The organism is Cupriavidus sp. CuC1 (assembly GCF_044627735.1).
GTDB lineage: Bacteria > Pseudomonadota > Gammaproteobacteria > Burkholderiales > Burkholderiaceae > Cupriavidus > Cupriavidus ulmosensis.
Genome location: NZ_JBIUHC010000049.1, coordinates 1 through 24,860, shown reverse-complemented (window position 1 = coordinate 24,860; position 24,860 = coordinate 1). Strand labels below are relative to the sequence as shown.

21 protein-coding genes are annotated in these 24,860 nt (G+C 64.6%); 9 read left to right on the top strand and 12 right to left on the bottom strand.

Annotated elements, in window-relative coordinates; all coding sequences use genetic code 11:
* The 4 genes from ACGLHR_RS21380 to ACGLHR_RS21365 are packed head-to-tail and all read left to right on the top strand — an operon-like array spanning position 1 to position 4,986.
* Positions 1-615: a FumA C-terminus/TtdB family hydratase beta subunit gene (locus tag ACGLHR_RS21380; protein WP_318231567.1), complete on the top strand. Its 615-nt coding sequence runs from the start codon at positions 1-3 to the stop codon at positions 613-615.
* Positions 612-2,339 (top strand): L-aspartate oxidase, encoded by a 1,728-nt coding sequence (locus ACGLHR_RS21375; protein ID WP_400096252.1) that lies wholly within the window; start codon positions 612-614, stop codon positions 2,337-2,339. The genes ACGLHR_RS21380 and ACGLHR_RS21375 overlap by 4 nt, the downstream gene beginning before the upstream one ends.
* 26 nt (positions 2,340-2,365) lie before the next feature.
* Positions 2,366-3,352: a Bug family tripartite tricarboxylate transporter substrate binding protein gene (locus ACGLHR_RS21370; protein WP_400096251.1), complete on the top strand. Its 987-nt coding sequence runs from the start codon at positions 2,366-2,368 to the stop codon at positions 3,350-3,352.
* Positions 3,353-3,360: 8 nt separating this feature from the next.
* Entirely contained in the window at positions 3,361-4,986 is a 1,626-nt protein-coding gene (locus ACGLHR_RS21365; RefSeq protein ID WP_400096250.1) for a thiamine pyrophosphate-binding protein, read from the top strand.
* Positions 4,987-5,006: 20 nt separating this feature from the next.
* On the opposite strand, the gene ACGLHR_RS21360 is transcribed toward ACGLHR_RS21365, so the two are convergent.
* Entirely contained in the window at positions 5,007-5,759 is a 753-nt protein-coding gene (locus tag ACGLHR_RS21360; protein ID WP_400096249.1) for a sulfite exporter TauE/SafE family protein, read from the bottom strand.
* A gap of 201 nt (positions 5,760-5,960) precedes the next feature.
* Between ACGLHR_RS21360 and ACGLHR_RS21355 the strand changes: the two genes are divergently transcribed.
* Both ACGLHR_RS21355 and ACGLHR_RS21350 read left to right on the top strand, forming a co-directional pair.
* Positions 5,961-6,899 (top strand): LysR substrate-binding domain-containing protein, encoded by a 939-nt coding sequence (locus tag ACGLHR_RS21355; protein WP_400096248.1) that lies wholly within the window; start codon positions 5,961-5,963, stop codon positions 6,897-6,899.
* A gap of 106 nt (positions 6,900-7,005) precedes the next feature.
* Positions 7,006-7,989 carry a Bug family tripartite tricarboxylate transporter substrate binding protein gene (locus ACGLHR_RS21350; RefSeq protein ID WP_400096247.1) on the top strand — a complete coding sequence of 328 codons (984 nt, stop codon included), beginning with the start codon at positions 7,006-7,008 and terminating at the stop codon, positions 7,987-7,989.
* A 41-nt stretch (positions 7,990-8,030) separates the two neighbouring features.
* Here ACGLHR_RS21350 and ACGLHR_RS21345 read toward each other — a convergent pair whose 3' ends face one another.
* The 10 genes from ACGLHR_RS21345 to ACGLHR_RS21300 all read right to left on the bottom strand — a co-directional run bounded on the left by ACGLHR_RS21345 (position 8,031) and on the right by ACGLHR_RS21300 (position 18,532).
* Complete coding sequence (locus ACGLHR_RS21345) at positions 8,031-8,645, bottom strand: membrane integrity-associated transporter subunit PqiC (RefSeq protein ID WP_400096246.1); 615 nt, start codon at positions 8,643-8,645, stop codon at positions 8,031-8,033.
* Positions 8,642-10,312, bottom strand: coding sequence for an intermembrane transport protein PqiB (locus tag ACGLHR_RS21340; protein ID WP_400096245.1), 1,671 nt, complete (start codon positions 10,310-10,312; stop codon positions 8,642-8,644). Before ACGLHR_RS21340 ends, ACGLHR_RS21345 begins: the two co-directional genes overlap by 4 nt.
* Positions 10,290-10,931 (bottom strand): paraquat-inducible protein A, encoded by a 642-nt coding sequence (locus tag ACGLHR_RS21335; protein WP_400096244.1) that lies wholly within the window; start codon positions 10,929-10,931, stop codon positions 10,290-10,292. Before ACGLHR_RS21335 ends, ACGLHR_RS21340 begins: the two co-directional genes overlap by 23 nt.
* Entirely contained in the window at positions 10,928-11,578 is a 651-nt protein-coding gene (locus tag ACGLHR_RS21330; RefSeq protein WP_400096243.1) for a paraquat-inducible protein A, read from the bottom strand. The genes ACGLHR_RS21335 and ACGLHR_RS21330 overlap by 4 nt, the downstream gene beginning before the upstream one ends.
* A gap of 258 nt (positions 11,579-11,836) precedes the next feature.
* Complete coding sequence (locus ACGLHR_RS21325) at positions 11,837-12,502, bottom strand: DUF3313 domain-containing protein (protein ID WP_400096242.1); 666 nt, start codon at positions 12,500-12,502, stop codon at positions 11,837-11,839.
* Positions 12,503-13,039: 537 nt separating this feature from the next.
* Entirely contained in the window at positions 13,040-13,621 is a 582-nt protein-coding gene (locus ACGLHR_RS21320; protein WP_400096241.1) for a TetR/AcrR family transcriptional regulator, read from the bottom strand.
* A 739-nt stretch (positions 13,622-14,360) separates the two neighbouring features.
* Positions 14,361-15,119, bottom strand: a complete 759-nt coding sequence (locus ACGLHR_RS21315) for a hypothetical protein (RefSeq protein WP_400096240.1) — start codon at positions 15,117-15,119, stop codon at positions 14,361-14,363.
* A gap of 918 nt (positions 15,120-16,037) precedes the next feature.
* Entirely contained in the window at positions 16,038-16,310 is a 273-nt protein-coding gene (locus ACGLHR_RS21310) for a hypothetical protein (RefSeq protein WP_400096239.1), read from the bottom strand.
* Between the two features lie 214 nt (positions 16,311-16,524).
* Positions 16,525-17,085 (bottom strand): single-stranded DNA-binding protein, encoded by a 561-nt coding sequence (locus tag ACGLHR_RS21305; RefSeq protein ID WP_318231578.1) that lies wholly within the window; start codon positions 17,083-17,085, stop codon positions 16,525-16,527.
* A gap of 190 nt (positions 17,086-17,275) precedes the next feature.
* Entirely contained in the window at positions 17,276-18,532 is a 1,257-nt protein-coding gene (locus tag ACGLHR_RS21300; RefSeq protein WP_400096238.1) for an MFS transporter, read from the bottom strand.
* A 383-nt stretch (positions 18,533-18,915) separates the two neighbouring features.
* Between ACGLHR_RS21300 and uvrA the strand changes: the two genes are divergently transcribed.
* From uvrA to ACGLHR_RS21285, 3 genes are all read left to right on the top strand, one after another.
* The gene (gene uvrA / locus ACGLHR_RS21295; RefSeq protein WP_400096237.1) at positions 18,916-21,780 is read left to right on the top strand and encodes an excinuclease ABC subunit UvrA; all 2,865 of its coding nucleotides are present in this window, start codon (positions 18,916-18,918) and stop codon (positions 21,778-21,780) included.
* A gap of 6 nt (positions 21,781-21,786) precedes the next feature.
* A complete protein-coding gene (locus tag ACGLHR_RS21290) occupies positions 21,787-22,140 on the top strand; it encodes a hypothetical protein (RefSeq protein WP_267606659.1) in 354 nt (117 codons plus the stop codon).
* A 112-nt stretch (positions 22,141-22,252) separates the two neighbouring features.
* On the top strand, positions 22,253-22,738 hold the full coding sequence (locus tag ACGLHR_RS21285) for an adenosine-specific kinase (RefSeq protein ID WP_267606580.1): 486 nt from the start codon (positions 22,253-22,255) through the stop codon (positions 22,736-22,738).
* 28 nt (positions 22,739-22,766) lie between these two features.
* Here the strand turns inward: ACGLHR_RS21285 and ACGLHR_RS21280 are convergent, their stop codons facing one another.
* The gene (locus ACGLHR_RS21280) at positions 22,767-24,452 is read right to left on the bottom strand and encodes a Na/Pi cotransporter family protein (RefSeq protein WP_400096236.1); all 1,686 of its coding nucleotides are present in this window, start codon (positions 24,450-24,452) and stop codon (positions 22,767-22,769) included.
* Between the last annotated feature and the right edge of the window lie 408 nt (positions 24,453-24,860).

Below are 24,860 nucleotides of genomic sequence, written 5' to 3'. Positions count from 1 at the left end.
ATGGCGCACTACGAACTCTCCACGCCCGTGACGGAGGCACAGATCCGTCAACTGCGCGTCAACGACACCGTGACCTTGCAGCAGACGCTGTTCGGCATCCGCGACGCCACGCAGATCCATATGTTCGACCGCGGCCGCAAGACGCGCTTCGATCTCTGCGGCCATGCGGTGATCCACACCGCGCCCAATGTGCGCAAGGTGCCCGCCAGCGCCGAGCATCCCGCCGGCTACCAGCCGGTCTGCATCGGCACCACCACCTCCGACCGCATGGAGCGCTTCACCCGCCCGCTGATGACGCAGAACGGCGTACGCATGATCGTCGGCAAAGGCGGCATGCGCGAAGGCTCGCTGGAGGCATTCCAGGAACTGGGCGGCGTGTACCTGGCGATCATCGGCGGCACGGCGGCGCTGGAGACCACGTGGATCGAGCAGATCGAGGACGTGGATCTGGACGACCTCAATCCCGAATCGCTGTGGCGCTTGCGCATCCGCGATTTCGGCCCGCTGCTGGTGGCCATGGACAGCCACGGCAACAGCCTTTACACGGCGGTCAAACAGAACACCGCCGACCAGCGCGCCGCCGTGCTGGCCAGCCTGGGAGTGGCAAAGCCATGAAGACCATCAAGCGACTGCAGACCGACGTGCTGATCCTCGGCTCCGGCGGCGCCGGCCTGTTCGCCGCGCTGCATGCGCACCAGCAGGCGCCGGAACTGTCCATCACCGTGGCCGTGAAGGGGCTGCTTGGCAAGTGCGGCTGCACCCGCATGGTCCAAGGCGGCTACAACGTGGCGCTGGCGCAGGGCGATTCGGTCGAGCGCCATTTCATGGACACCGTGGAAGGCAGCAAGTGGCTGTCCGACCAGGAGCTGGCGTGGACGCTGGTCACCAAGGCGGTCGAGCGCATCCACGAACTCGAGAACGAACTGGGTTGCTTCTTCGACCGCAACCCGGACGGCACGGTCCACCAGAAGGCCTTCGCCGGGCAGACCTTCGACCGCACCGTGCACAAGGGCGACCTGACCGGCATCGAGATCATCAACCGCCTGGCCGAGCAGGTCTGGAGCCGCGGCATCAACCGGCTGGAAGAACACCGCGCGGTCGAGCTGATCAGGACGCCGGATGGCAAGTCGCTGTCCGGCGTGCTGATGATCGACATGCGCAGCGGCGAATTCGTCTTCGTGCAGGCCAAGGCCGTGCTGCTGGCCACCGGCGGCGGGCCGACCATGTACAAGTTCCACACGCCCTCGGGCGACAAGAGCTGCGACGGCCTGGCGATGGCGCTGCGCGCCGGCCTGCCCCTGCGCGATATGGAGATGGTGCAGTTCCACCCCACCGGGCTGCTGGCGGGCAAGGACACGCGCATGACCGGCACCGTGCTGGAAGAGGGCTTGCGCGGCGCCGGCGGCTACCTGCTCAACGGCGACAAGGAACGCTTCATGCACAACTACGATCCGCGCGGCGAACGCGCCACGCGCGACATCGTGTCGCGCGGCATCTATGCCGAGATGCGCGCGGGCCGGACTTCGCCCAATGGCGGCGTGTATATCCAGATGGGGCACCTCGGCCCTGACAAGGTGCGCAAGCAGTTCAAGGGCATGGTCGAGCGCTGCGGCGACTGCGGCTTCGACCTCGCCGGCGATCTCGTCGAGGTGGTGCCCACCGCGCACTACATGATGGGCGGCGTGCAGTTCCGTCCCGACTGCAGCACCGAGCTGCACGGCCTGTTTGCCGCCGGCGAAGACACGGGCGGCGTGCATGGCGCGAACCGCCTGGGTGGCAACGGTGTCGCCAACTCAACCGTGTTCGGCGGCATCGCCGGCGACAGCATGGCCGCCTGGACGCGGCGCAACAACACGCTGCGCGCGCCCGACGAAACCGCGATCGCCGCCGCCATCACTGCCATGGAGGCCCCGTTCGGCAAACAGGCAGGCAGTCTCGAACCGATCCGCGAGGCGCTGTTCGATTGCATGTGGGACCACGTTGGCATCATGCGCACGCGCGACGGCCTGATGCGGGCTCGCGAACGCCTGGCGGAACTGGAGCAGATGCTGAAGGCAACCGGCGTCGCCGATGGCCATCGCGCGTTCAACGTCACCTGGCACGACTGGATGAACCTGAGCAGCCTGATCGGCGTGAGCCAGGTCATCGTGGAAGCCGCCCTCTCCCGCGAGGATTCGCGCGGCGCGCATTTCCGCGAGGATTTCCCGGCCACGGGCGACCTGCCCGGGTCCAGCTTCACCGTGGTGCGCCAGCGCGACGGCATGCTGCAGCTGACCCGCTCTCCCGTGCAATTTACCCGCGTGGCTCCTGGTGAGACGATCCTGGAGGAGGCGGCCTGATGTAGTGCGCAGGTGGAGGAGACCCAATGAACAAGAAAAAGACATTACGCGCGGCGGCGCTCGCCGCGATGCTGCTCTGCGTCGGCAGCCTTGCATCAGCCGATAGCGCCCCCGCACGGCCGATTACCGTTGTGGTGCCTTACAGCGCCGGCGGGGATGCGGACCTGTCAGCGCGCAACCTCTCCGCCGGGGTCAGGAACGTGACGGGCGAAACCCTGGTCGTCGTCAACAAGGCCGGGGCCGGCGGCGCCATCGGCTCGCAGTTCGTGCGCGACGCGAGGCCAAACGGGCAGACGCTGCTGCTCGGGCGCGTCGGCGCGCAGGCGATCCTGCCGGCGTTGCAGGCCGACCTGGGCTACAAGTGGAATGAATTCACGCTGCTTGGCCTGCTGGAGTTTAACCCGGTGGTCTGCGTGGTCAAGACGGCAACCGCCTACAAGACGCTGGACGACCTGCTCGCCGCCATCCGCAGCCAGCCCGGCAAGCTGAACTACAGCACCTCCGGCCCCGGCACGGTGCTGAACCTGACCACCCAGGCCTTGCTGCAATCGGCGCGGCTCGACAAACAGGCCGTGGTACAGGTCGCCTACAAGGGCGGCGGGGAGGCTACCGCGGCGGTGCTCTCCAGCGAGGTCGATTTCACCTGCAACAACTTGACCGCATTGATCGGCAACATCAAGGGCGGGAAACTGCGCGCGCTGGTGACCACCTCGCCGCAGCGCCTGCCGGACCTGCCCGACGTGCCGACCGCGAGCGAGACCGGCCATCCCCGGCTGGAAGCGCTCAACGGCTGGAGCGCCCTGTATGGCCCGCCTGGCATGGACCCGCGCCTGGTGGAAAAATGGGCGACGGTGCTGCCGAAGGTCGCGAGCGATCCGCAGTGGAAGACCGGGGTCCTGACCATTGCCTCGATCCCCATGGTCATGTCGCCATCCGAGACGCACAAGTTTGTCGAAGCCCAGGTTGCGATGTACGAGCAACTGGGCAAGTCCCTCAACATCCAGCTCAAATAGGAACTCCAATGGCGAAGTCCCATCGCGGCGCCGATGCGCTGGCAGGCACGCTGGCCAAGGCCGGCGTCAGGCGCATATTCACCTTGTCGGGCAATCACATCATGCCGGTGTTCGACGCCTGCCTGGACGCGGAAATCGCGTTGATCCACACGCGGCATGAAGCCGCCACCGTGCACATGGCCGATGCGTGGTCGCGCATCACGGGCGAAGTCGGCCTGGCGATGGTCACCGGCGGGCCCGGCCACGCCAACGCGGTATCCGCGCTCTACACCGCGCAGATGTCGGAGTCGCCGCTGGTGCTGCTGTCGGGCCATGCGCCGAACAGCCAGCGCGGCTTTGGAGCCTTCCAGGAAATGCGGCAGGCCGAGATGGCCGCACCAGTCACCAAGGCATCGTGGGCCAGCGCCAGCGCTGACACCGTTGCTGCCGATATCGCGCTGGCCATGCGCATCGCGCAATCCGGGCGGCCCGGCCCTGTGCACTTGAGCCTGCCCACCGATGCATTGGAGAATGCCGTGACCCGCGCCGGTGAACTTGCCTCGATCGCTACGCCGCAGGAAGCGCCTGCGTTCGATGCGCGGACAGCGTCCGAGGTGCTGGCGGCACTGGCAGCGGCAAGGCGCCCGCTGATCCTCGCCGGCCCCGCCTGGCTCACCGCGCGCGGGCGCAGCCGCACGGCGGAGCTGGAAGCGCGCACCGGCATTCCCGTCGTCGGCATGGAAAGCCCACGTGGCAATCACGATCCGAGCCTTGGCGCGTTCGGGCAGATGCTGGCGCAGGCCGACTGCATATTGCTGCTGGGCAAGCGCCTCGACTTCACGCTGAAGTTTGGCCAGTCTCCCTCCTTCGCGGCCGACTGCAGCTTCCTGCAGATCGATGCGGACGATGCTGAGCTGGAGCGCAGCCGCCGTGCGGCTGGCGCCCGCTTGCAGCTCGCGCGGCGCGCGGACGTCGGCAGCGCCATCGCGCAGCTGATCGCCTGTGCGGCCGGCCGGGAGCAGCATTACGCATGGCTTGAGGATGTGAAGGCTGCCATCCGCTATCGTCCCGAAGCATGGAAGACCGCATCGTCGACGGGCGCGCTGCACCCGGTCCAGGTGTGCAGTCCCCTGCAGCCGGTCCTGGACAGTCATCCGGAGGCGGTGCTGATCTCTGACGGCGGCGAATTCGGGCAGTGGGCGCAAGCCTGCCTGCAGGCGCCGCACCGCGTCATCAACGGGCCGGCGGGCGCCATCGGCAGCGCCCTGCCAATGGCGCTGGCGGCGCGGGTGGCCAAGCCGGACGCGCCGGTCATCGCCATGATGGGCGATGGCACCACGGGCTTTCATATTGCCGAGTTCGACACGGCGGTCCGCTACGGCCTGCCCTTCGTCGCCGTGGTCGGCAACGACGCGCGCTGGAACGCCGAGTACCAGATCCAGCTCAACAGCTACGGCAAGGACAGGCTGGTGGGATGCGAACTGCTGCCCACGCGATACGACCAGGTCTGCGCGGCATTTGGCGGACACGGTGAATTCGTGCAGGCGCCGGAGCAGCTGTTGCCAGCCGTGCAGCGCGCCATCGCATCGGGCCGGCCGGCCTGCGTCAATGTACAAATGGAAGGTCTGCCCGCGCCGGCCGTGTCACGCAAGTGAAAGGCGCGGCGCGCCGGGCCTTATCCCAGCGCGCTGCGATAAACCAGGCCGAAGCCGGCAGCGATCAGGATGGCCCATACGGCGCGGATGACCTTGGCCGGGGCGATACGCCGGTGCAGCCAGCCGCCCATGAAGTAACCAGCGATGGCGCACGGCATCAGCATCGCCACCAGCGTGAAGATCGCGGCATTGGCATAGAGTCCCACTACCGCGAAAAGGATCAGCCGGCCGAACGCCGTCAGCACGATCAGCGTGCTGGTAGTGGCCCGCAACTGCGCGGCGTCCCGCAACCGTCCTGCCAGGTAGATTGTGTACAGCGGGCCGCCGGTACCGAACATCGCGGTCAGCATGCCCCCTACTACGCCGAATGGCACCGACAGCCGCGGATCCAGCTCGCTGAAGCCGCGCTTGAACAGCAGGTTCCACGCGGAATACAGCAACACGAACAAACCGAGCAACAGCAGCAGCGGACGCTCCGGCGCGAACATCAGCAGCGCCAGGCCCGAGATCATGCCCACCAGCACGCTCGGCATCAGCCTGCGCAACTCGCCCACATGCACGTGGCTACGGCTGCGCATGCCCAGCAGGGTTCCCGCGACAAGATCGAAGAACAGGATCATCGGCACCGCGGTGCGCAGCGGAACGATCTGCGTGAGCAGCGGCATCGCCATGATGGAAGAGCCGAAGCCGGTGAGCCCGAAGATCGTATAGGCCCACAGCACGATCGGCGCCAGGCAGGCGAGTTCGAGGGGAGTCAGCTGGGTCTGCGACAACAGGGATTCGATCAGCAAAATAGGCGGGCAAGGAGCGATGCGGGGGGGCAGTCCCATCATAGGAGGCAACGCCTACCCAAGTCAACTAACTCATCTATATGACTCGATGAAAACGGCAACAGACACGAGATGCCTATCGCCCGGCCGCGCGCGCGAGGCACAATACGGCGGTCCTACGGGCATGGAAAGCGGGAAAGGAACATGGAACTTCGGCAGCTGCGCTACTTCGTGCAGGTAGTGGAACTGGGCAGCATGGGGCAGGCAGCCCAGAAGCTGGGGGTGGTGACCTCGGCATTGAGCCAGCAGATCAGCCGGCTCGAAAGCGAGCTGTCGACCCGCCTGCTGCAAAGGACCTCGAGCGGGGTCGTGCCCACCGACGCGGGCCTGGCCTTCTGGCGGCAGGCGCAGCTGGCGATCCGCCACGCCGACGACGCCGTGCGCGCCGCGCAGTTGGCACGCCTGTCCGGCCATGTCAGCGTGGGCATGGCGCCGAGTACGATCGCCGTGCTCGGCTTGCCCTTCATGCTGGCCATGCGCGAGCGCTACCCTGATATCCGGCTGCATCTGGTCGAGAACCTGTCCGGCAACCTGGCCTCGATGATCGGCGCGCGGCAACTCGACCTCGCCGTGCTGTTCCAGGTCGAAGGTACCCAACGCTGGAGCGTGACGCCGCTGCTCGACGAGCGGCTGTTCGTCATCGCCAAGGATGGGCTCCCCGGATTGCCAGTGGCTGCGCCCGTGCAGCTCGAACAGCTTGGCAACCTGCCGCTGATCCTGCCGAGCAGCCCCCACGGCTTGCGCGCCTTGCTCAATACCGCGTTTGCGCGCAGCCAGCATCCGCTCAACGTCATTGCCGAGATCGACGGCCTGGCGATGCTGATGGATGCGGTGCGCGCCGGCCTCGGCGCCACCATCCAGCCTGGCGCGGCGGTGGCCCGGCTGATCGGCGAGCCGCTGCGCATGATGGAAATCGCCGACAGCAGCAGCACCGGCACGGTCCATCGGCCCAACCTGCTGGTCAGCCTCTGCGACGACGAACTCTCCCCGGCCGGCCTGGCGGCCCGCACCGTGCTGGCCAGCGTGACCCGCGCACTGGTCGAGGACGGGCGCTGGCCCGGCGCCACTCTTCACAAAGCCTGAAGACCCCTTGCCGGAACGTGACTGGCGCCCGCCTGTGGCGCTAAGTACAGTCTTGCCAGCAAAAAAACGCCCCGCCGACTACCAGAACGTTCCCGCAGGAGACAAGATGAAGTCCACCGCACGCCGCGCCGTGATCGCCGGCATCCTCGGCACCGCCCTCATGTCGGTGGGTGTCGTCGCATTCGCGGCGGACAATTGGCCAGCCAGGCCGATCTCGCTGGTCGTCCCGTTTGCCGCTGGCGGCACCACCGACATCATCGGCCGCACCATCGGCCAGAAGCTCGGTGAAGCGTTGCGCCAGCCGGTGGTGATCGACAACCGGCCCGGCGCCGGCGGCACGCTCGGCGCCGCCAATGTGGCAAGGGCGCAGGCCGATGGCTACACCTTCCTGCTTGCCACCGTGGCGCATACCATGGCGCCCGGCATCTACAAGACGCTCCCCTACGATTTCACCAAGGACCTCGACCCGGTCGGCATGGTCGCGCTGACACCCAACGTGCTGCTGGTCAACCAAATGATCCCGGCCAAGTCCGTGCCGGAACTGATCGCCTACATCAAGGCACATCCGGGCAAGGTCAACTACGGCTCCGCCGGCACCGGCAGCACCGAGCACCTCTCCGGCGAACTGTTCCGCTCGATGACGGGCACCGACATCGCCCACGTGCCCTACAAGGGCGGCGCCCCGATGATGACGGACCTGATCGCCGGGCAAATCCAGATGGCCATCGAAACCAGCCCCTCCGCCGCGCCCCACGTGCGCAGCGGCAAGGTGAAGGCGCTCGCCGTCACCACGGCGAAGCGGTCCACCGCCTATCCAGGCGTGCCAACGCTCGACGAAAGCGGCGTCAAGGGATTCGAGGTGACGACGTGGTACGCGCTGATGGCGCCGCGGGGCACGCCGCCCGCGGTCGAGCAGCGTGTCAGCGCGGAGCTGGCCAAGGTGTTGAAGCTGCCCGAGGTGCAGAAGCGCTTCGAGGAGCAAGGCGTGGCGGCGGGCGATATGACGCCGACGCAGTTGTCCGGGTTCATCCGTTCGGAAACTGCCAAGTGGACCAAGGTGGCCAAGGACTCCGGCGCCAGCATGGAATGAATGCCGTGCCGTTGCGGACCACGCCAGACCCGCCCAGGCACTCACGATCGTAGCGGGCGCACCGCCGCCGCGATGTCGGCGGCGTTGTTGATCACTACCTGCTGATAGGCGGCTACAACGCCATCCACGCCTCCCGCCGCTGCCAGCGCCGCCCGCGTGTACCCCACCGTCACTTTGCCGTCGGGCAACCGGTGCACGGTCCAGTGGACGATGGCGCTGACACGTTCGTCGATGGCGGCATCGATCTGTACCACTTCGGCGCTGACGCGATAAAGTGGCTCCGCGCCGGGCCTGCCATGCTGGTACGTATCGACGGCGCCCAGGCTCACTTGCAAGCGTTGAGACAGCGCGTCGCGAAATTCGTCCGGGAGCGATGCCGACCAGCGATCTTGCTGCAACAGCTTGAGCCTGCCACTGCTGTTGCTCAGGACAAGATTGACCCGGTTGACGCGTTCCGGCACGCGAACGGGTGCCACTTCGATCCATACAGGCTCCGGTGCCTGGCCAGTCACCGGCATGGCCGCAGGACGAGCCTCCGCCGCCGGTGACAAGGTGTAATACCGCGCCTCGGACGAAGCGCAGCCGGCCAGCACAGCGGCGGCAGACACGATCACCAGCCCCGCAGCCAGTCGTGGCTGATTGATGCCTTTCATCATGGTGTCTCCTGATCCGTTTTGCCGCGCACCACGGCTTCCGGATGCCCTTCCAGATAGTCCGTCAAGGTGCGCAGCGAGATGGCGGTGCGCGTCAACTCCTGCATCATGCGGCGCGCGTCTTGTTGCATCGGCGCGTTTGCGTCGAGCGCGCCGTTGGCCATCTCCAGTGTCCTGTGTGCATCGCGCAGCGCGGTGGTGACTTGCGGGATCACATCGCCGTTGAACTGAGTCACCAGCTTGTCGGCATTGCTCAGCATCTTGTCCAGCGACGCCATCGTGGCCCGGAGGTCTTGGCCAATCTGATCAAACGGCACCTTATCCAGCTTGGAAACGATGTTGCCCAACTTGGTCTGCAGCTCGTCCAACGTCCCCGGTATGGTGGGGAGTTCGGGCACCGCGTTGTCCAGGCTTAGCTTTGCCGGTGGCGCGCCAGGGAAGAAATCAAACGCCACAAAGACCTGGCCGGTCAGCAGGTTGCCGGTGCGCAGCTGCGCCCGAAGGCCGCGCTTGTTCAGGACATCGGCGATGCCCCTGGCGTGGGGCTTATCCGCGAGATCACGCGCGGATAAGCCAATGCGGGACGGATATAACTCCACTACGACGGGCATGCGGAACGCTTTTTTGTCGCGCTGGTATTCGATGCCGATGGATCTCACCTGGCCCACGGCTATGCCGCGAAAGTCAACCGGAGCGCCGGGCGACAAGCCGCGCACGGACTGGTCGAAGTAGAGCACGGCCAGCGTAGGCGCAAGTTCGTCGGATGCCTTGAAGGCGTTGGCCTGGTCGCTGGCGAGCATGAACTGGGTGTTTTCTCCTGCCACGGCGGTGGCCTTGGCATCGTCCGGGGCCTGGAAGGCAACGCCACCAAGCAACATCGTGGCAAGCGACTGCGTGTTGAGCTTGAACCCCCCCGAGTCGAGCTTGATATCGACGCCGCTGGCGTGCCAGAAGCGCGCATCCACGGTGACCATCTGGTCGTAAGGCTTGTTGATGAATACCCGCACGGATAGATCTCGGCCGTCGGGATTGAGCTGGTAGGCCACCACCTGTCCGACCTGCACGCGCCGGTAGTAGACCGGAGAGCCGATATCGAGTGAGCCAAGGTCGGCGGCGCGCAGCACGAATTGCTTGCCGGAGGCATCGGTGGTGACAACAGGCGGTGCTTCCAGTCCCGTGAAAGCGCGTCTGCGTACCTCCGACCTGCCGGCGTCCACGCCGATATAGGAGCCGGACACCAGCGTCTCCAGGCCCGAGATGCCGGACACGGCAATCCTCGGGCGCACCACCCAGAAGCGCGTATCGCTGGTCGAGAAGCTCTCGGCATCGCTAGTCAGCTCGATAGTGGCGACGACATGCGAGCGGTCCGGCGCCAGGCGCAGTGACTTGACAAGGCCGATATCCACGGCCTTGTAGCGCACCGGGGTCTTGCCGGGGATGAGTCCTTCGGCGGAGCGGAAACTCACGGTGATCGAAGGGCCGCGCTCGGCCAATGTGTGGAGCAGCAATGACAGCGAGATCACGGCGGCGACAAGCGGAATCAGCCAGACGAGCGAGGGTACCCAGCGCCCGCGCTGCCGGCGCTCCGGCCCGGGCATCGGCGGCGACGGTGGCCACGTGGGAGAAGGCGGAAGGGGCACGGATGCCTCAAGGTCGGACATGTCTTGCATCCAGCGAAACCCACAGCAGGCGTGGGTCAAAACTCAGCGAAGCCATCATGGTGAGCACCACCACGGAGCCGAAGGCGATCGCCCCGCCTCCTGGAACAATGGTCGCTAGCGAACCCGCCCGTACCACCGAAGCCAGCAGCGCGACCACGAAGATATCGAGCATCGACCAGCGACCAATCAGTTCAAGCAGGCCATAGAGGCGGGTCTGCTGGCGGATGCGCCAGCTTGAGCGCAATTGCACGGTGAGCAGCAATAGGGTAAGGATCGCCATCTTCAAGAGCGGCACGACGATGCTCGCAATCAGTACGATGATGGCGAGCAGATTGGCGCCCGACATCCACAGGTAGATGACGCCGGAGAAGATGGTGTCGCGCTGCGTGCCGAGGATGGATTGCGTCACCATCACTGGCAGCAGGTTGGCAGGGATATAGAGCATGTAGGCCGCCAGCAGGAAGGCCCATGTGCGGGTCAGGCTCCGCAGTTTGCGATGATGCAGGGTGGCGCCGCAGCGCGGGCAGGGTTCGCCCGCCAGATCGCGCGGGCTGAGCGCGGCGCAGGCGTGGCAAGACAGAAGACCCAGTGAGGCAGCCGTGTGTGCTGTGGCGGTTGGGATTCTCATCGTGGCGCATCCTCATCCAGGTACCGCCAGAGGTCGCGCGGGTCGAAGCAAAGCATCGCGGCGAGCACGATCATCAGTGCGGCGAACGACCACAGCGCGACGCCCGGCAGCACCTGGGCAACGGTCGAGAGCTTCACCAGCGTGACCAGCACGCCGATCATGAACACTTCGAGCATGCCCCACGGCCTGGCCTGCTGGACACCGCGGACAAGACGACCGAATCCCGGGGGCATGCGGCGCAGGGCCATCGGCACCAGCAGGCAGAGCATCATCAGCATTTCGGCAAAAGGAAACAGGATGGTGGTAGCGAACACCAGGATGGCCACCGGTGCCATCTGGCCGGTAGCGAGGGCCTGTATCGCGCCCCACAGCGAGGTCTCGATGCGCACGCCCTTGAGATCCATCTCGACGATGGGACAGGCGCTTGAGAGAATGAACAGGATCAGCGCGGTCACCACCAGCGGCAGCTGGCGCTGATAGGCGCGCTGACTCTCGCGATACAACAGACCGCCGCAGCGCAGGCACAGCGCGCGCTCGCCCTCGGCGAGATCAGCTTGCTGATGGACAGCGTCGCAATATTTGCAGGCGATCAAGTGCGGGATGCTCACTGGGTGAGCCGAAGCATCTCGCTTCACGAAGGGGGGCATTACGGTACCTCACGGGCGCAAAGCAGGTTCGAGCGTCGCAACGGCGAACACTACGTGTTGCCGTCAACTACGCTGACTACGGCATCGCAAGCCACTGCGCCATCTGACCGGCGATCCAGCCGCAGCCAATGCAGAGCGCCACCCATGCCGCGACAATGGCGGCACAGCTTCTGAGGTCCATGACTCAACTCCGGCTGGATGCCGCTTGCTGCTCAACTTAAGACCAGCCAGCAAGCGGGACACGTGGCAGCGACGTGGTCACCGGAGTTGTTCTACGAGTGCATCCGCACCTTTATCGATGCCAGTCCTGGACGCAGTCAATGCGCCGAAATTGGCGACAACGTTCATGGCATTGGGGTATTGCTTGGTGATGTATGCCTTGAGAAGCCGGTTGCTCTGCGCATCGAAAATCTCGACGGCGTAAATGACATAGCCCGTCATCGCGCCCTCTCGCCCCCGGATCGCCTGCACCCCGTTATAGAGCCCACCGGCAATGTCGAAGCGCAACAATGGCCCGAGAACAGGTGTAGTGGTAGTCGCACCGGTCAGGGTCAGCTTCAGGCGCAACGTGTCCCGGGCCGGGCTGTTCACTACAGCAAAGCGGGTTTTAAGTTTTTCGGAAAATTGCGACTGCATGTAGCTCGCAAGCGCGGATTTGTCTTCAGCGGACATATCTTCGAACTGATGGTCCCTGCCTTTGTAGATTTCAACCGGGTCAACGATGATCGAAGTGTATTTGCGCCAGTCCACCGTCGTCGCATAGCTATACGGAATACGCTCGGCTTCCTCTTTGGCGTTGGTTGTCAGCACGGTTGACGATGAGATGCCGGAATAGGCCACGGGCTTTGTGCTCGCGCAACCTGTCATGACCACGGCAAGTACTGCCATCACCAGAAGTCGGTTCGTTGTATTGGAGGCGAGCATTTGAAATCCCTTCGTTGATTTGCCCAGCGGACAGCGTTCGCTATTGAACGGAGGTCGGAGGCCATTTGGTGGGTGAGCCATGCTTGCGAATCCAAGCACTGGTCGACTCTGGTTCTATTCCCTGGACTGTGAAGCAGCGCCGCTGCAAACAGGCGCACGAATCCACAGCACCAAAAGGCGCCAATGTTTCGCGTTATCCATGGAAGAGCAGGGCTCTGACGTAACGAGCGCTGCCTTGGGACGCAAGTATAGCGTCTCGCAATCAATTTGCAAACAATACAGTCGGTTTGTTTTTGAGCAGGAAAGCGGCTGAAGACTAACAATCGCTGGAGGTCGGGAGGGGGGCGGGAGGGGGGCGGGAGGGAGAGACGGGCAGACGGAGCCAGCGCGGTGCCGCCCGATGCTTGCCCTATTGCGGCAAGTCCCGGGGCTCCTGCTTCAGATCAGACGCTTTGCACGTCCGTGGGCGGCAGCCTGGCTGCCGCCTGGGCAGATATCGCCGACGCCTTGCCAGGCACCGTCTAGCTCTAGCGCGGACTACTTTCTTTTCTTGGGCTTGGGCTGCGTTGTCCAGGCCTGGCTGTCGAGCAGCCGGTCGAACAAGCGGTCGCGCTCCTGCGGCGCAAGCGGGCAGAGCCCCAGCATCTTTGCGAGCACCATCCCCTGGGCAGCCTGCCAGCGCAGGAGCGCCAGATCGGGATCCTCAGCCTCTTCCTTGATGCGCACCACCTTCTCGGCCGTCTTCTCCCTGACCACCGACAACAGTTCGGGGTTCTCCGCAATGGAGCCGAGGATGGCAAAGACGAGCGACTGTGGATGGGAGATGGATTCGCGAAACGCCAGGATCTGCTCCGACAGCTGCGCCTCGGGATTCCCGGCGCCGGCAGCGGCAAAGTAGTCCTTCGCGAACTTGTCGAAGTATTCGATCTGATGCTCCAGCAGCGCCTCCACCACGGCTGCCTTTGTACGGAACTGGTGCATCACCCGGCCCTTGCTGATCCCGCCCTCTTGCGCGATGGCATCGATCGTGAGCCGGCCAGGGCCCTCGCGCGCGAGGATGGCGATTGCCGCGTCGAGGATGATCTGGCGGGATCGCTCCGACCGTACCGTGTTCTCCATTGTCTATCTCCACAGCGGAGGGCTACCCCGCCTAACGAACCCTCGAACATAGCCGGAATTTCGATGAAAAACAATATTTATGTATTGTTTTTGCGCTTACGCCCCTGCGGCACACTCAGTGCGCGTGGGGCTGCGAGCGCCAGCGGTGCGTGGTTGGGGGAAGACAAGATAGGGACCGACTTGTTCACGCATCCCGAGAGGTGGGCTGCAAGACTCAGTCCAGTAACTCCGTCAGAGAGAGGTAAACAAAGAAGCCCACAGCGACAGGGCTGCGGGCTTGTTCTTGACAGAAGCAGAAAAGCAATCGTCAGAACGGTTGTTAATACCAAAAACTCCGAAATGCCCTGTGCGTGAGTGAGCGAATACCGCATACGTACACAGGCCGATTGCACGCATAGTGCTGCAGCACCAAGGAAAAGTGTCAAGTATTTCGTAAAGTTTTGCCCGAAGAGGCATCGAAGACTTTACAGTTTGAACCTCCGGTGGGCCTAGATGCGTCCGGGGTGGAGCGACCGTCGAAGCCGCTTGCAGGGCGCGGGCACCGCTCCTGGCGGGTCAACGATATAAGCCGCGACGTGTGTCTCCTTTAGTGACGATAGTCCGTGGCTTGCATGGGGCTAAAGCGCCCCCATGCCCCGCGAGCCAAGGGGGTCGCTTAAAGTGTTGATGGCGACCCCGTCGTTTCCTGGAATGCCCCTCACAGTAGTAGGCACCGCCACGGCGGATTGCAGCCACGCGATCAGGGAGTTACGGTGATCGTGTATAAAACGTTCTCCGTAAAGTTCCCTACCGTTGAATCGAAGGCACCATGAACCTGAATGGTATGCGTGCCTGGCACAAGTGGTCGCACCAATAGCCAGTAGCCATCGCTTACTGATGTGCCTCGACCTCCATTACCCTGAGTCGGGTTTATGAAAAGGTTATTGTTGGCGGCCGTAAACGTATAGGATGGTGTGGCCGTCCGATAGGCAGTTAAGTTGGTCACAGGAACACCATCGACCGACGCGTTCAAATAGCCGGGGCCGGTGCGTATGTGATCACCGTACGTCGTGGCACACCTGCGGCAATTCTCCTCATCAGTGCAGCCGAAGTTGCCGTTCGGAACCCCAGTCGACGGGAAGAGCGGCTGCTCCTGCGTCGAACACTCGACATTAATAATCGGCAGGAAGATTGCCTTTCCTGCCGGCACTGTGCAATGTAGATTTTGCGTGCCACCAAACGGAGACTCCGCCAAGAACCAGACTGGACCAGATTGGTTAGCGCCACAGTTTGCTGTCGGGTCACCAGTCAGTGAAGTCATGTGTTGCCACCATAAGGTAGCCCACCCGCCATAGGTGTTTCCATAGGCGGCTGATTGGGGAGAGGTGACAAAAGGGTTCTGACTATCCTGGTTATTCTGGTTCTGGGCGAAGGCAGCCGGCGCGGTCAACATGCCAACCGCTATACCTGCCATTATTAACAGGTAGTTTGATTTCGTACTGCTTGTATTGCGTTTCATTTCCAACTCCATTCGGCATTCAGGGAAATTCCATATCCATGGCCGGTGTTGAGGCTGCTCCGGGCACGGGGCATAAACCTCACTAACCTCCGAATATCTGGGCACGAAGGTTCAGCCGCATTACCCTGCGTGTATATGACTCAGGGCTTTAAACATGTCGCACGGCGCGTTGTGCACGCACGTCAGTTCATAGCTGTTCCGTTCCCACCCGTCGGCGACGGAAAGGGAGCGCCCCAGGTACTATCGGCGGTCGGTATCCGCCTGAACGCACGAACTGGCTCACCGCAGCCAAAATCGTGCCAGCCATGCCGTGGCCTTGATTTGGCGCAGGTGCACGGGGTGGGAATGAAAGCCGGGCCGAGCACGCTAATTGAAAGCGTTGCATCGTCGAAACGTTTGGAGCGAAAAGGCAACGGTAGTGGGCTTGTGCTGCCCCGAGTCCTGGACTTCTCGCTGTAGAACGGTTCGCGCCCCGCACGCCGGCCGCGAGAGGCGGCTAAATTTGATTCATCCGTGATACAACACTCCCGGATCGAGCCAATGCACCAACAAATGGGGGGTGCCACGCATGTCAAAGTGGCGCGACTCTCTTGCCGATGGGGATGAAGCCATTGCCAGATTAAAGGCGGCAGGAGTCTTCTAGGGGTGTCCTGGAACTGGACCTATCCGGAAACCCCGGGTCGCCATCAACACCTTAAGCGACCTCCTTGCCTCACGAGCCACTGTTTGGCCCGCGACAAAGGCGAAGCCTGCATCGATTTCTCCGACTGCGTCCGCATGGAACGTGGCGTTGATGCACTGGATACCGCTCCGCCCACCCTTGACTGCCGCCAATGCTTGCCAATCGTCCCCCCTTCCAATCCTCGGCCAGGCGACGGAGTACCGGTATCACGTCGTCAGCAGCACAGTCGATGAAACTCACGCCAGGCCGCTTGCCGGAATAGCTATCCAGTCGAGGAATCTTGTGTCGCGAATATCCGCAGCGATGCTAGGGATGCCAGTTGAGGCGGCTTGGCGGTGGACCTGGGTCAGTCGCGATTGAGGAACTTCCGGGCTGTCATCAATGGCGTCGTGGGCCTGCCAGGCCTCGATGCACTTGATCGCATTGAGAGCGTTGTGGATGGTGTTTACCGCCAGTGCGTTCCCACGTAGATGCACCGTGACCCACAGCGTCGGATAGAACAACGGCATGCCCGACTCATCCACGAGTACAGCGTGCCGTTCTCCGTCGGGGGACTTGATTCGACGTACCGCCAACGCCATAGTCACCTCCATTTTCTTCTTTTTTTCTTGGTATGAGACTATGCGCGAACCAGCAAGTACTTTTTTACGTTTCAAAAAAGACGAAACCCCCGCAGGGCGGGGGTTCCAAGGCAAAACTTTACAGAAAAGTCTCAGGTAATTCTCAGAACGGAATATCGTCGTCCATATCTTCAAAGCCGTTCGACGGAGCCTGCTGCTGGCGACGCGCGCCGCCAGCGCCTTGCTGGCCACCGGCAGCCTGGCCGCCACCGCTGCGTGCACCGCCGCCATAGCCACCGCCGCCACCGCCCGAAGCTTCACGGCCACCACCGTAGCCACCGCCGCCGCCGCCCATGTCGTCGCCACCACCGCCGCCGCCGCCCATGCCCTGGCGCGAGCCCAGCATCTGCATTTGCTCAGCCACGATTTCAGTGCTGTACTTTTCCACGCCGGACTGGTCGGTCCACTTGCGGGTACGGATGCGGCCTTCGATATAGACCTGCGAGCCCTTGCGCAGGTACTGGCCCGCGATCTCGGCCAGCTTGCCGAAGAAGGCGATGCGGTGCCACTCGGTGGCTTCCTTCATCTCGCCGCTGGTCTTGTCCTTGTAGCGATCGGTGGTCGCCAGGCGGATGTTGCTCACGGCGTCGCCGCTGGGCAGGTAGCGGGTTTCCGGGTCCGCGCCCAGGTTGCCGACGAGGATGACTTTGTTGATCGATGCCATGTGAATGTTCTCCCAGGGCCACGCCCTCTGCTGCAAGCGGCGTGGCGATGCCTTGACTGATGCGTAAACGAATAACGCGCCCCCGGCCAAGAAGTCGGGCGCGCGGTCATGCTAGTGCCAATTTACGGCAAAAAGCTATACGAAGTGATGCGGGCAACCCTTGCGGGCCAACCACCGCGGGCTGCCAACTTCAGACAGCGACGGCCGGGACACTGCTTTTCCGGGCCGGAGGCGACTTCATGTTCCAGGCGATTATAAGCCAGAGCAGGAGCACGACGGCACAGCCGATGAAGACCGCGCTGCGGCCCTCATGCTTGAGCAGCCAGCCACCCACCGCGCCGCCCAGGAACAGGCCCATCGCCTGCGTGGTGTTGTAGACGCCAAGCGCCGCTCCGCGCGCCGCGGCGGCGTAGCGCGATACCAGCGAGGGCTGCATGGCCTCCAGCACGTTGAAGGCGACGAAGAACAGCAGCAGCACGCCCACGATGCCCCACAGGCCGTGCACGGCGGCAAACAGCAGCTGCACCGCGGTCATCAGGCCGACAGCGCAGAGCAGCACGGGGCGCACCTTGCCATAGCGCTCGGCGGCCATCATCGGGCCGAGCATCAGGACGAAGGACACCAGCACCACCGGCAGGTAGACCTTCCAGTGCTGGTCCAGCGGCATGCCGGCGTCGCTGAGCATGGCCGGCACCACCATGAACATGGCCACCTGCGACGCATGCAAGGCCAGCACGCCCACGTTCAGGCGGATCAGGTCGGGGTTGAGCAGCACGCTGCGAAACGGCAGCCGCACGGGATGCGGCGGCGGCGGCGTGGGCACCAGGAACAGGGTCACCAGGATGGCGATCACGCCCAGCACCGACATCAGCGTGAAGATCCCCGGCATGCCGATGCTGTGCAGCAGCGGCGAGGCGATCACCAGCGACAGCGCGAAGGTCAGGCCGATGCTGCCGCCCACCATGGCCATGGCCTTGGTGCGATGCTGCTCGCGGGTCAGGTCGGCGATGCAGGCGGTGATGGCCGCGGAAATCGCGCCCATGCCTTGCAGCGAGCGGCCGATGATGATGCCGGACAGCGTGTCGGAATTGGCCGCCACCAGCCCGCCGGCGATGAACAGCAGCAGGCCGGCCACCATCACCGGCTTGCGGCCGACGCGGTCGGACAGCCAGCCGAGCGGAATGTGCAGGAAGGCTTGCATCAGGCCGTAGATGCCCATGGCGAGGCCCACGCGCTGGGCATCGTGCCCGTCGGGCAGGCCGTGCGCGTATTCGGCGAACACGGGCAGGATCAGGAACAGGCCCAGCATGCGCAGCGCGAAGATGCTGGCGAGCGAAATGCTGGCGCGCACTTCCATGCTGGTCATGCGGTCGCGCCCGGCAGCCGGCCGAACCTTGGAATCGTCGGCCTTGGCCGCATCTTGGGAGGAGCTATGGATCGACGACATTGCGATCGTGGGGAATTTCTATGACGGATTGCCGGCTCGTGCACCGCGCACGCACCGCATCACCCCAATGCTGACGGGGCGGCGACAACTTCGATCCATGGCCGGAGCGGAAGTTGCGGCGCTTCTGCCACCGTTGCTGCAGGGCGCAGTCTAACGGCCCAAGCAACCCCCGGAAACCGAAGTTCGGTATATTAACAGGTTTGCTCCGCTGCGCTTTCAGGTCCGGACCGGACGCCGCGAGCCCCGGCGCGGGCTGGCGAAGCCCGGCCCGAGGCTGGCCTGAAGCCGGCTGCAGCCCTGCTGGCATGCTTTTTTCTTGAAATTCCGTGAGACCCGGCCTGTCGACCCGACCGGCGGCCCCGCCTGGCGAAGACAATCGGTATATGGAAGAAATTAGAATCCGTGGTGCCCGTACCCACAACCTGAAGAACATCAATCTCGATCTGCCGCGCAACAAGCTGATCGTGATTACCGGGCTGTCCGGATCGGGCAAGTCCTCGCTCGCCTTCGACACCCTGTACGCGGAGGGCCAGCGCCGCTACGTGGAGTCGCTGTCGGCCTACGCGCGCCAGTTCCTGCAACTGATGGAGAAGCCCGACGTCGACCTGATCGAGGGGCTTTCGCCGGCGATCGCCATCGAACAGAAGGCAACCAGCCACAACCCGCGCTCGACCGTGGGTACGGTCACCGAGATCCACGACTACCTGCGGCTGCTGTACGCCCGCGCCGGCACGCCTTACTGCCCCGACCACAACCTGCCCTTGCAGGCGCAAAGCGTCTCGCAGATGGTCGACGCCGCGCTGGCGCTGCCCGAAGACACCAAGCTGATGATCCTGGCGCCGGTGGTGGCCAACCGCAAGGGCGAGCATTCCGACCTGTTCGACACCATGCAGGCGCAGGGCTTCGTGCGCTTTCGCGTGCGTTCGGGGGGCGGCACCACACATGAGGCGCCGGCGGTGGTCTACGAGGTGGACGCGCTGCCCAAGCTGAAGAAGACCGAGAAACACTCCATCGAGGTGGTGGTGGATCGCGTCAAGGTGCGCCCCGATATCAAGCAGCGGCTGGCGGAATCGTTCGAGACCGCGCTGCGCCTGGCCGATGGCCGCGCCATCGCGCTGGAGATCGACACCAGCCAGGAGCATGTATTCAGCTCCAAGTTCGCCTGCCCGATCTGCTCGTACTCGCTGCAGGAACTCGAGCCGCGCCTGTTCTCGTTCAACAACCCGATGGGCGCCTGCCCGACCTGCGACGGCCTGGGCCAGATCACCTTCTTCGATCCCAAGCGGGTGGTGGCCTTCCCCAACCTGTCGCTGGCCTCGGGCGCCATCAAGGGCTGGGACCGCCGCAACCAGTTCTACTTCCAGATGCTGCAGAGCCTGGCAGCCTACTACGACTTCGAGCTCGAGACGGCTTTCGAGGACCTGCCGGCCGAGGTGCAGGAAGTCGTGCTGCACGGCTCCGGCGAGGTGGAGATCCCGTTCACCTATATGAACGAGCGCGGCCGCACCACGGTGCGCGAGCATGCCTTCGAGGGCATCATCCCCAACCTGGAGCGGCGCTATCGCGAGACCGATTCGATCGCGGTGCGCGAGGAACTGGCCAAGTACCAGAACAACCAGCCCTGCCCCGCCTGCCACGGCACCCGCCTGCGCACCGAGGCGCGCCACGTCAAGCTGGGCGAGAACGACCAGGCGCGCGCCATCTACGAGATCAACGGCTGGCCGCTGCGCGACGCGCTGACGTATTTCCTCACGCTGGACATGCACGGCGCCAAGCGCGAGATTGCCGACAAGATCGTCAAGGAAATCAGCGCGCGCCTGAACTTCCTCAACAACGTGGGGCTGGATTACCTGTCGCTGGAACGCAGCGCCGACACGCTGTCGGGCGGCGAGGCGCAGCGCATCCGGCTGGCGTCGCAGATCGGCTCCGGCCTGACGGGCGTGATGTATGTGCTCGACGAACCTTCCATCGGCCTGCACCAGCGCGACAACGACCGCCTGATCGGCACGCTCAAGCACCTGCGCGACATCGGCAACTCCGTGCTGGTGGTGGAGCACGACGAAGACATGATCCGCGCCTGCGACTACGTGGTCGACATCGGCCCCGGCGCCGGCGTGCACGGCGGCATGATCGTGGCCGAAGGCACGCCGCTGCAGATCGAGCAGTCGCCCAACTCGCTCACCGGGCAGTACATGTCCGGCGCGCGCCGCATCGAGGTGCCCAAGGAGCGCGCCGCGCCCGACGAGGAAAAGCTGCTGCGCATCATCAATGCCACCGGCAACAACCTGCGCAACGTCAGCGCCGAGATCCCGGTGGGCCTGCTCACCTGCGTGACCGGCGTGTCCGGCTCGGGCAAGTCGACGCTGATCAACGACACGCTCTACCACGCGGTGGCGCGCCACCTGTATGGCTCCACGGCGGAGCCCGCGGCGCACGACCGCATCGACGGGCTGGAGCATTTCGACAAAGTCATCAACGTCGACCAGAGCCCGATCGGCCGTACGCCGCGCTCGAACCCCGCTACGTACACCGGCCTGTTCACGCCAATCCGCGAGCTGTTCGCGGGCGTGCCCTCGGCCAAGGAGCGTGGCTACGATCCCGGCCGCTTCTCGTTCAACGTCAAGGGCGGGCGCTGCGAGGCCTGCCAGGGCGATGGCGTGATCAAGGTCGAGATGCACTTCCTGCCTGATGTGTACGTGCCTTGCGATGTCTGCCACGGCAAGCGCTACAACCGCGAAACGCTGGAAGTGCTCTACAAGGGCAAGAACATCCACGAAGTGCTCGACATGACGGTGGAGCACGCGCACGAGTTCTTCCTGGCGGTGCCTGTCGTGCGGCGCAAGCTCAAGACGCTGCTCGACGTGGGCCTGGGCTACATCCGGCTGGGCCAGTCCGCCACCACGCTCTCGGGCGGCGAGGCGCAGCGCGTCAAGCTGTCGCTGGAGCTGTCCAAGCGCGACACCGGCCGCACGCTCTACATCCTGGACGAGCCCACCACGGGCCTGCACTTCCACGATATCGAGCTGCTGCTCAAGGTCATCCACAAGCTGCGCGACCAGGGCAACACCGTGGTCATCATCGAGCACAACCTGGACGTGATCAAGACCGCGGACTGGCTGCTCGACATGGGCCCGGAAGGCGGCGCGGGCGGCGGCCAGGTGATCGCCAAGGGCACGCCGGAAACGGTGGCGGCGAGCCGCGCGAGCTTCACCGGCAAGTACCTGGCGCCGCTGCTAGAGCGTCGCTGAAACGCAGTGCGCGCGCAATCCCGCCTCATCCTGTGCGCCTGGCAATGCGCGCTGCTGCTCGGCAGCGCCGCTGCCGGTCCCGCCGCGGCGCAGGCCACGGTCACGCCCATCGACCTGGCAGCGCCGGCGGCGCGAGCGCTCGATGAACCTGCCGCGACAGCGGCGTCCGCCCCGCCCGCGCAAGCCGCCCAGGACGCCAGCGCTGCCAGCGCTGCCAGCAAGGCCCAGGTGCCAGGCACGGCAAGCGGCGCGGTCTCCGGCAATCTGGCGCTGACGCTGGGCGGCGCGGCTGTGCTCGTGGCCATCGCCGTGATGCTGCAGCGCGCACGCCGCAGACGCCGCCCGCCTTCCTCGAAGTAGGCGCACGCGGCCGCCTTGCATTCGACCTTGCCCGGCCTACCATAGACTGCGAAAGGCCGCGCCTGTCGAAGCCCTTTCCGGGGCTGGCACCGGCCAGAGCAGGAGCACGGCCATGGAGCTCACCGTAGTGCAGATCGCCAAGCCTGAGGCGACCAATTTCATCTTCGGGCAATCCCATTTCATCAAGACCGTGGACGACATCCACGAGGCACTGGCGGGCGCGGTGCCGGGCATCCGCTTTGGACTGGCATTCTGCGAGGCCTCGGGCAAGCGCCTGGTGCGCTGGTCCGGCACCGACGAGGCAATGATCGACCTGGCGTGCCAGAACGCGCTGGCGATCGGCGCGGGCCACAGTTTCCTGCTGTTCCTTGGCGACGGCTTTTATCCGGTCAATGTGCTCGCGACCGTGCGCGCGGTGCCGGAGGTATGCAGGATCTATTGCGCCACGGCAAACCCGACCGAGGTGGTGGTGGCGCAGACCGCGCAGGGGCGCGCGGTGCTTGGCGTGGTGGATGGCGCGTCGCCGCTCGGGCTGGAAACCGAGGCGGACATTGCCTCGCGGCGGACCTTGCTGCGGGAGATCGGCTACAAGCTGTAGCCAGCTCCGTGGAGCGGCAGCCCCGCCCTCAGTGCGCTTGCGGCGACGGCACCGCCCGCACGGGGGGCTCGCCGTCGTCTTCCTTCATGCGGCTGCGGTTAAGCACGCCGGCGTCTTCCAGCACCGGGTAGGCGGTGGCGCAGAACAGCGAGTTCAGGCGCTTGAGATCGCTGATCACGTCGAGGTGCAGCGAACTGGTCTCGATGCTCTCGGCGGTCTGCACGGCGATGCGTTGCAGGTGGGTGCGCGCGTACTGGCGCTCCATCTCGCGGAAGGTCGCCTTCTCCGCCATCAGTTGCTGCGCGCTTTTCAGGTCGCCGGAGAGGAACACCGACAGCCCGAGCCGCAGGTTGGCCACCACGCGCGCATGCATCTGCGAGATCTCCTGCATGCCCGCCTCCGAGAAGGCCAGGTTGTGGGCAATCTTCTTTTCGCGCGCGTCCTGCAGGATGCGCTCGATGATGTCGCCGGCATGCTCGAGGTTGATGGTGAGCGAGATGATCTCGGTCCAGCGCCGGCCGTCGCGCTCATCCAGCGCCTCCAGGCTGATCCGGGTCAGGTAGAGCTTGATCGCGGTGTAGAGATCGTCCACCTCGTCGTCGATGCGGCAGGTGGCGGTGGCGAGCTTGGCATCGTTGGTGCGCAGCACGCGCAGCATGTTGTCCAGCATCTGCTCGATGCGGTCGCCGATGCGCAGCACCTCGCGCGCGGCATTGGACAGCGCCAGCGTCGGCGTGGGCAGCGCGGCGGGATCGAGGTGGCGGGGGGTGACCTGGCTATCGCCGGTATTGCGCCCGGGCAGCACCGCCTCGCACAGGCGCGCCAGCGGGCCCGTGGCGCCCAGCAGCAGCACCGCCAGCGCCACGTTGAACAGCAGGTGGAAATTCACGACCAGCCGCTGCGGATCGGCATCGACCAGCGCCAGCAGGCGTTCGGCCTGCCCCAGCAAGGGCAGCGCAATCACGCAGCCGAGCAGGCGCGAGAGCAGGTTGCCCAGCGTGACGCGCTTGCCGGGCTGGTTGTTGCCCGAGGTGGTCAGCAACGCGGAGATGCCGGAGCCCAGGTTAGCGCCCAGCACCAGCGCCATCGCCACATGCAGCGACACTACGCCGGCCGAGGCCAGCGCGCCGCAGAACAGCACCACCGCCAGGCTGGAATAGCACAGGATGGTCAGGAAGGCGCCGATCAGCATGTCCAGCGTGGGGTCTCCGGTGAGCGTGCCGAACAGCACCTTGACGCCGGCCGCTTCCACCACGGGGCGGGTGGCAATGGAGATCAGCTCAAGCGCCAGCGTGATCAGCCCCAGGCCGATCAGCACGCGGCCCACGTGGCCAGGCTTGTTGCCCTTCCAGGACAGATGCAGGATCACGCCGACGAAGATCAGCAGCGGCGACAGCCACGACAAGTCCAGCGAGAACACCTGCACCATGATGGCGGTGCCGACGTTGGCGCCCAGCATGATGGCCAGCGCCGGGGCCACGGCAATCAGGCCCTGGCCGACGAAGGAACTGACGATGACGGCGGTCGCGTTGCTGCTCTGGACCAGGCCGGTCACGCCGAGGCCGGCGGCAAAGGCCGTGAAGCGGTTGGAGATGCTGGAGGAGAGCACGTGGCGCAGGTTGGCGCCATACACGCGCAGGATGCCGACCTTGACGATGTTGGTGCCCCACACCAGCAGCGCCACGCCGGAAAGCAAATGAAGTAGTACGCCCATGGTGCGCCCTTATGTGACCGGTGCCTCCATTGCATCACGCAAGACTTCGCCCGGCCATCGTATCGTTGTCAATGGGGCATTATGCGCCGCCGCGCATGTGGGGACAACGCCATAGGCAAGCGGCCGGAATGGCCGCAAGTCCAAGGCGTAATGCCGCGCACGCCGTTGGACGCAACTACCGCGGGCGTGCCCGGGGCGGCCAATGCCGGGCGCGCCTTGATTGGCATATTATTACATTTATTGGCATTTTGTTGCATCATTACCAGAAACAATGTAGCCCTGCAACAGCGTCTCATTCCGTTTCTAATTCAATAGTGAATTAATAATCCACGGCCACGCGACAATGGAATGGACACGTTGGCGGTCCAACTCCAGATCGCGGAGAGAGTCGGACAGATGGCGTTCGAG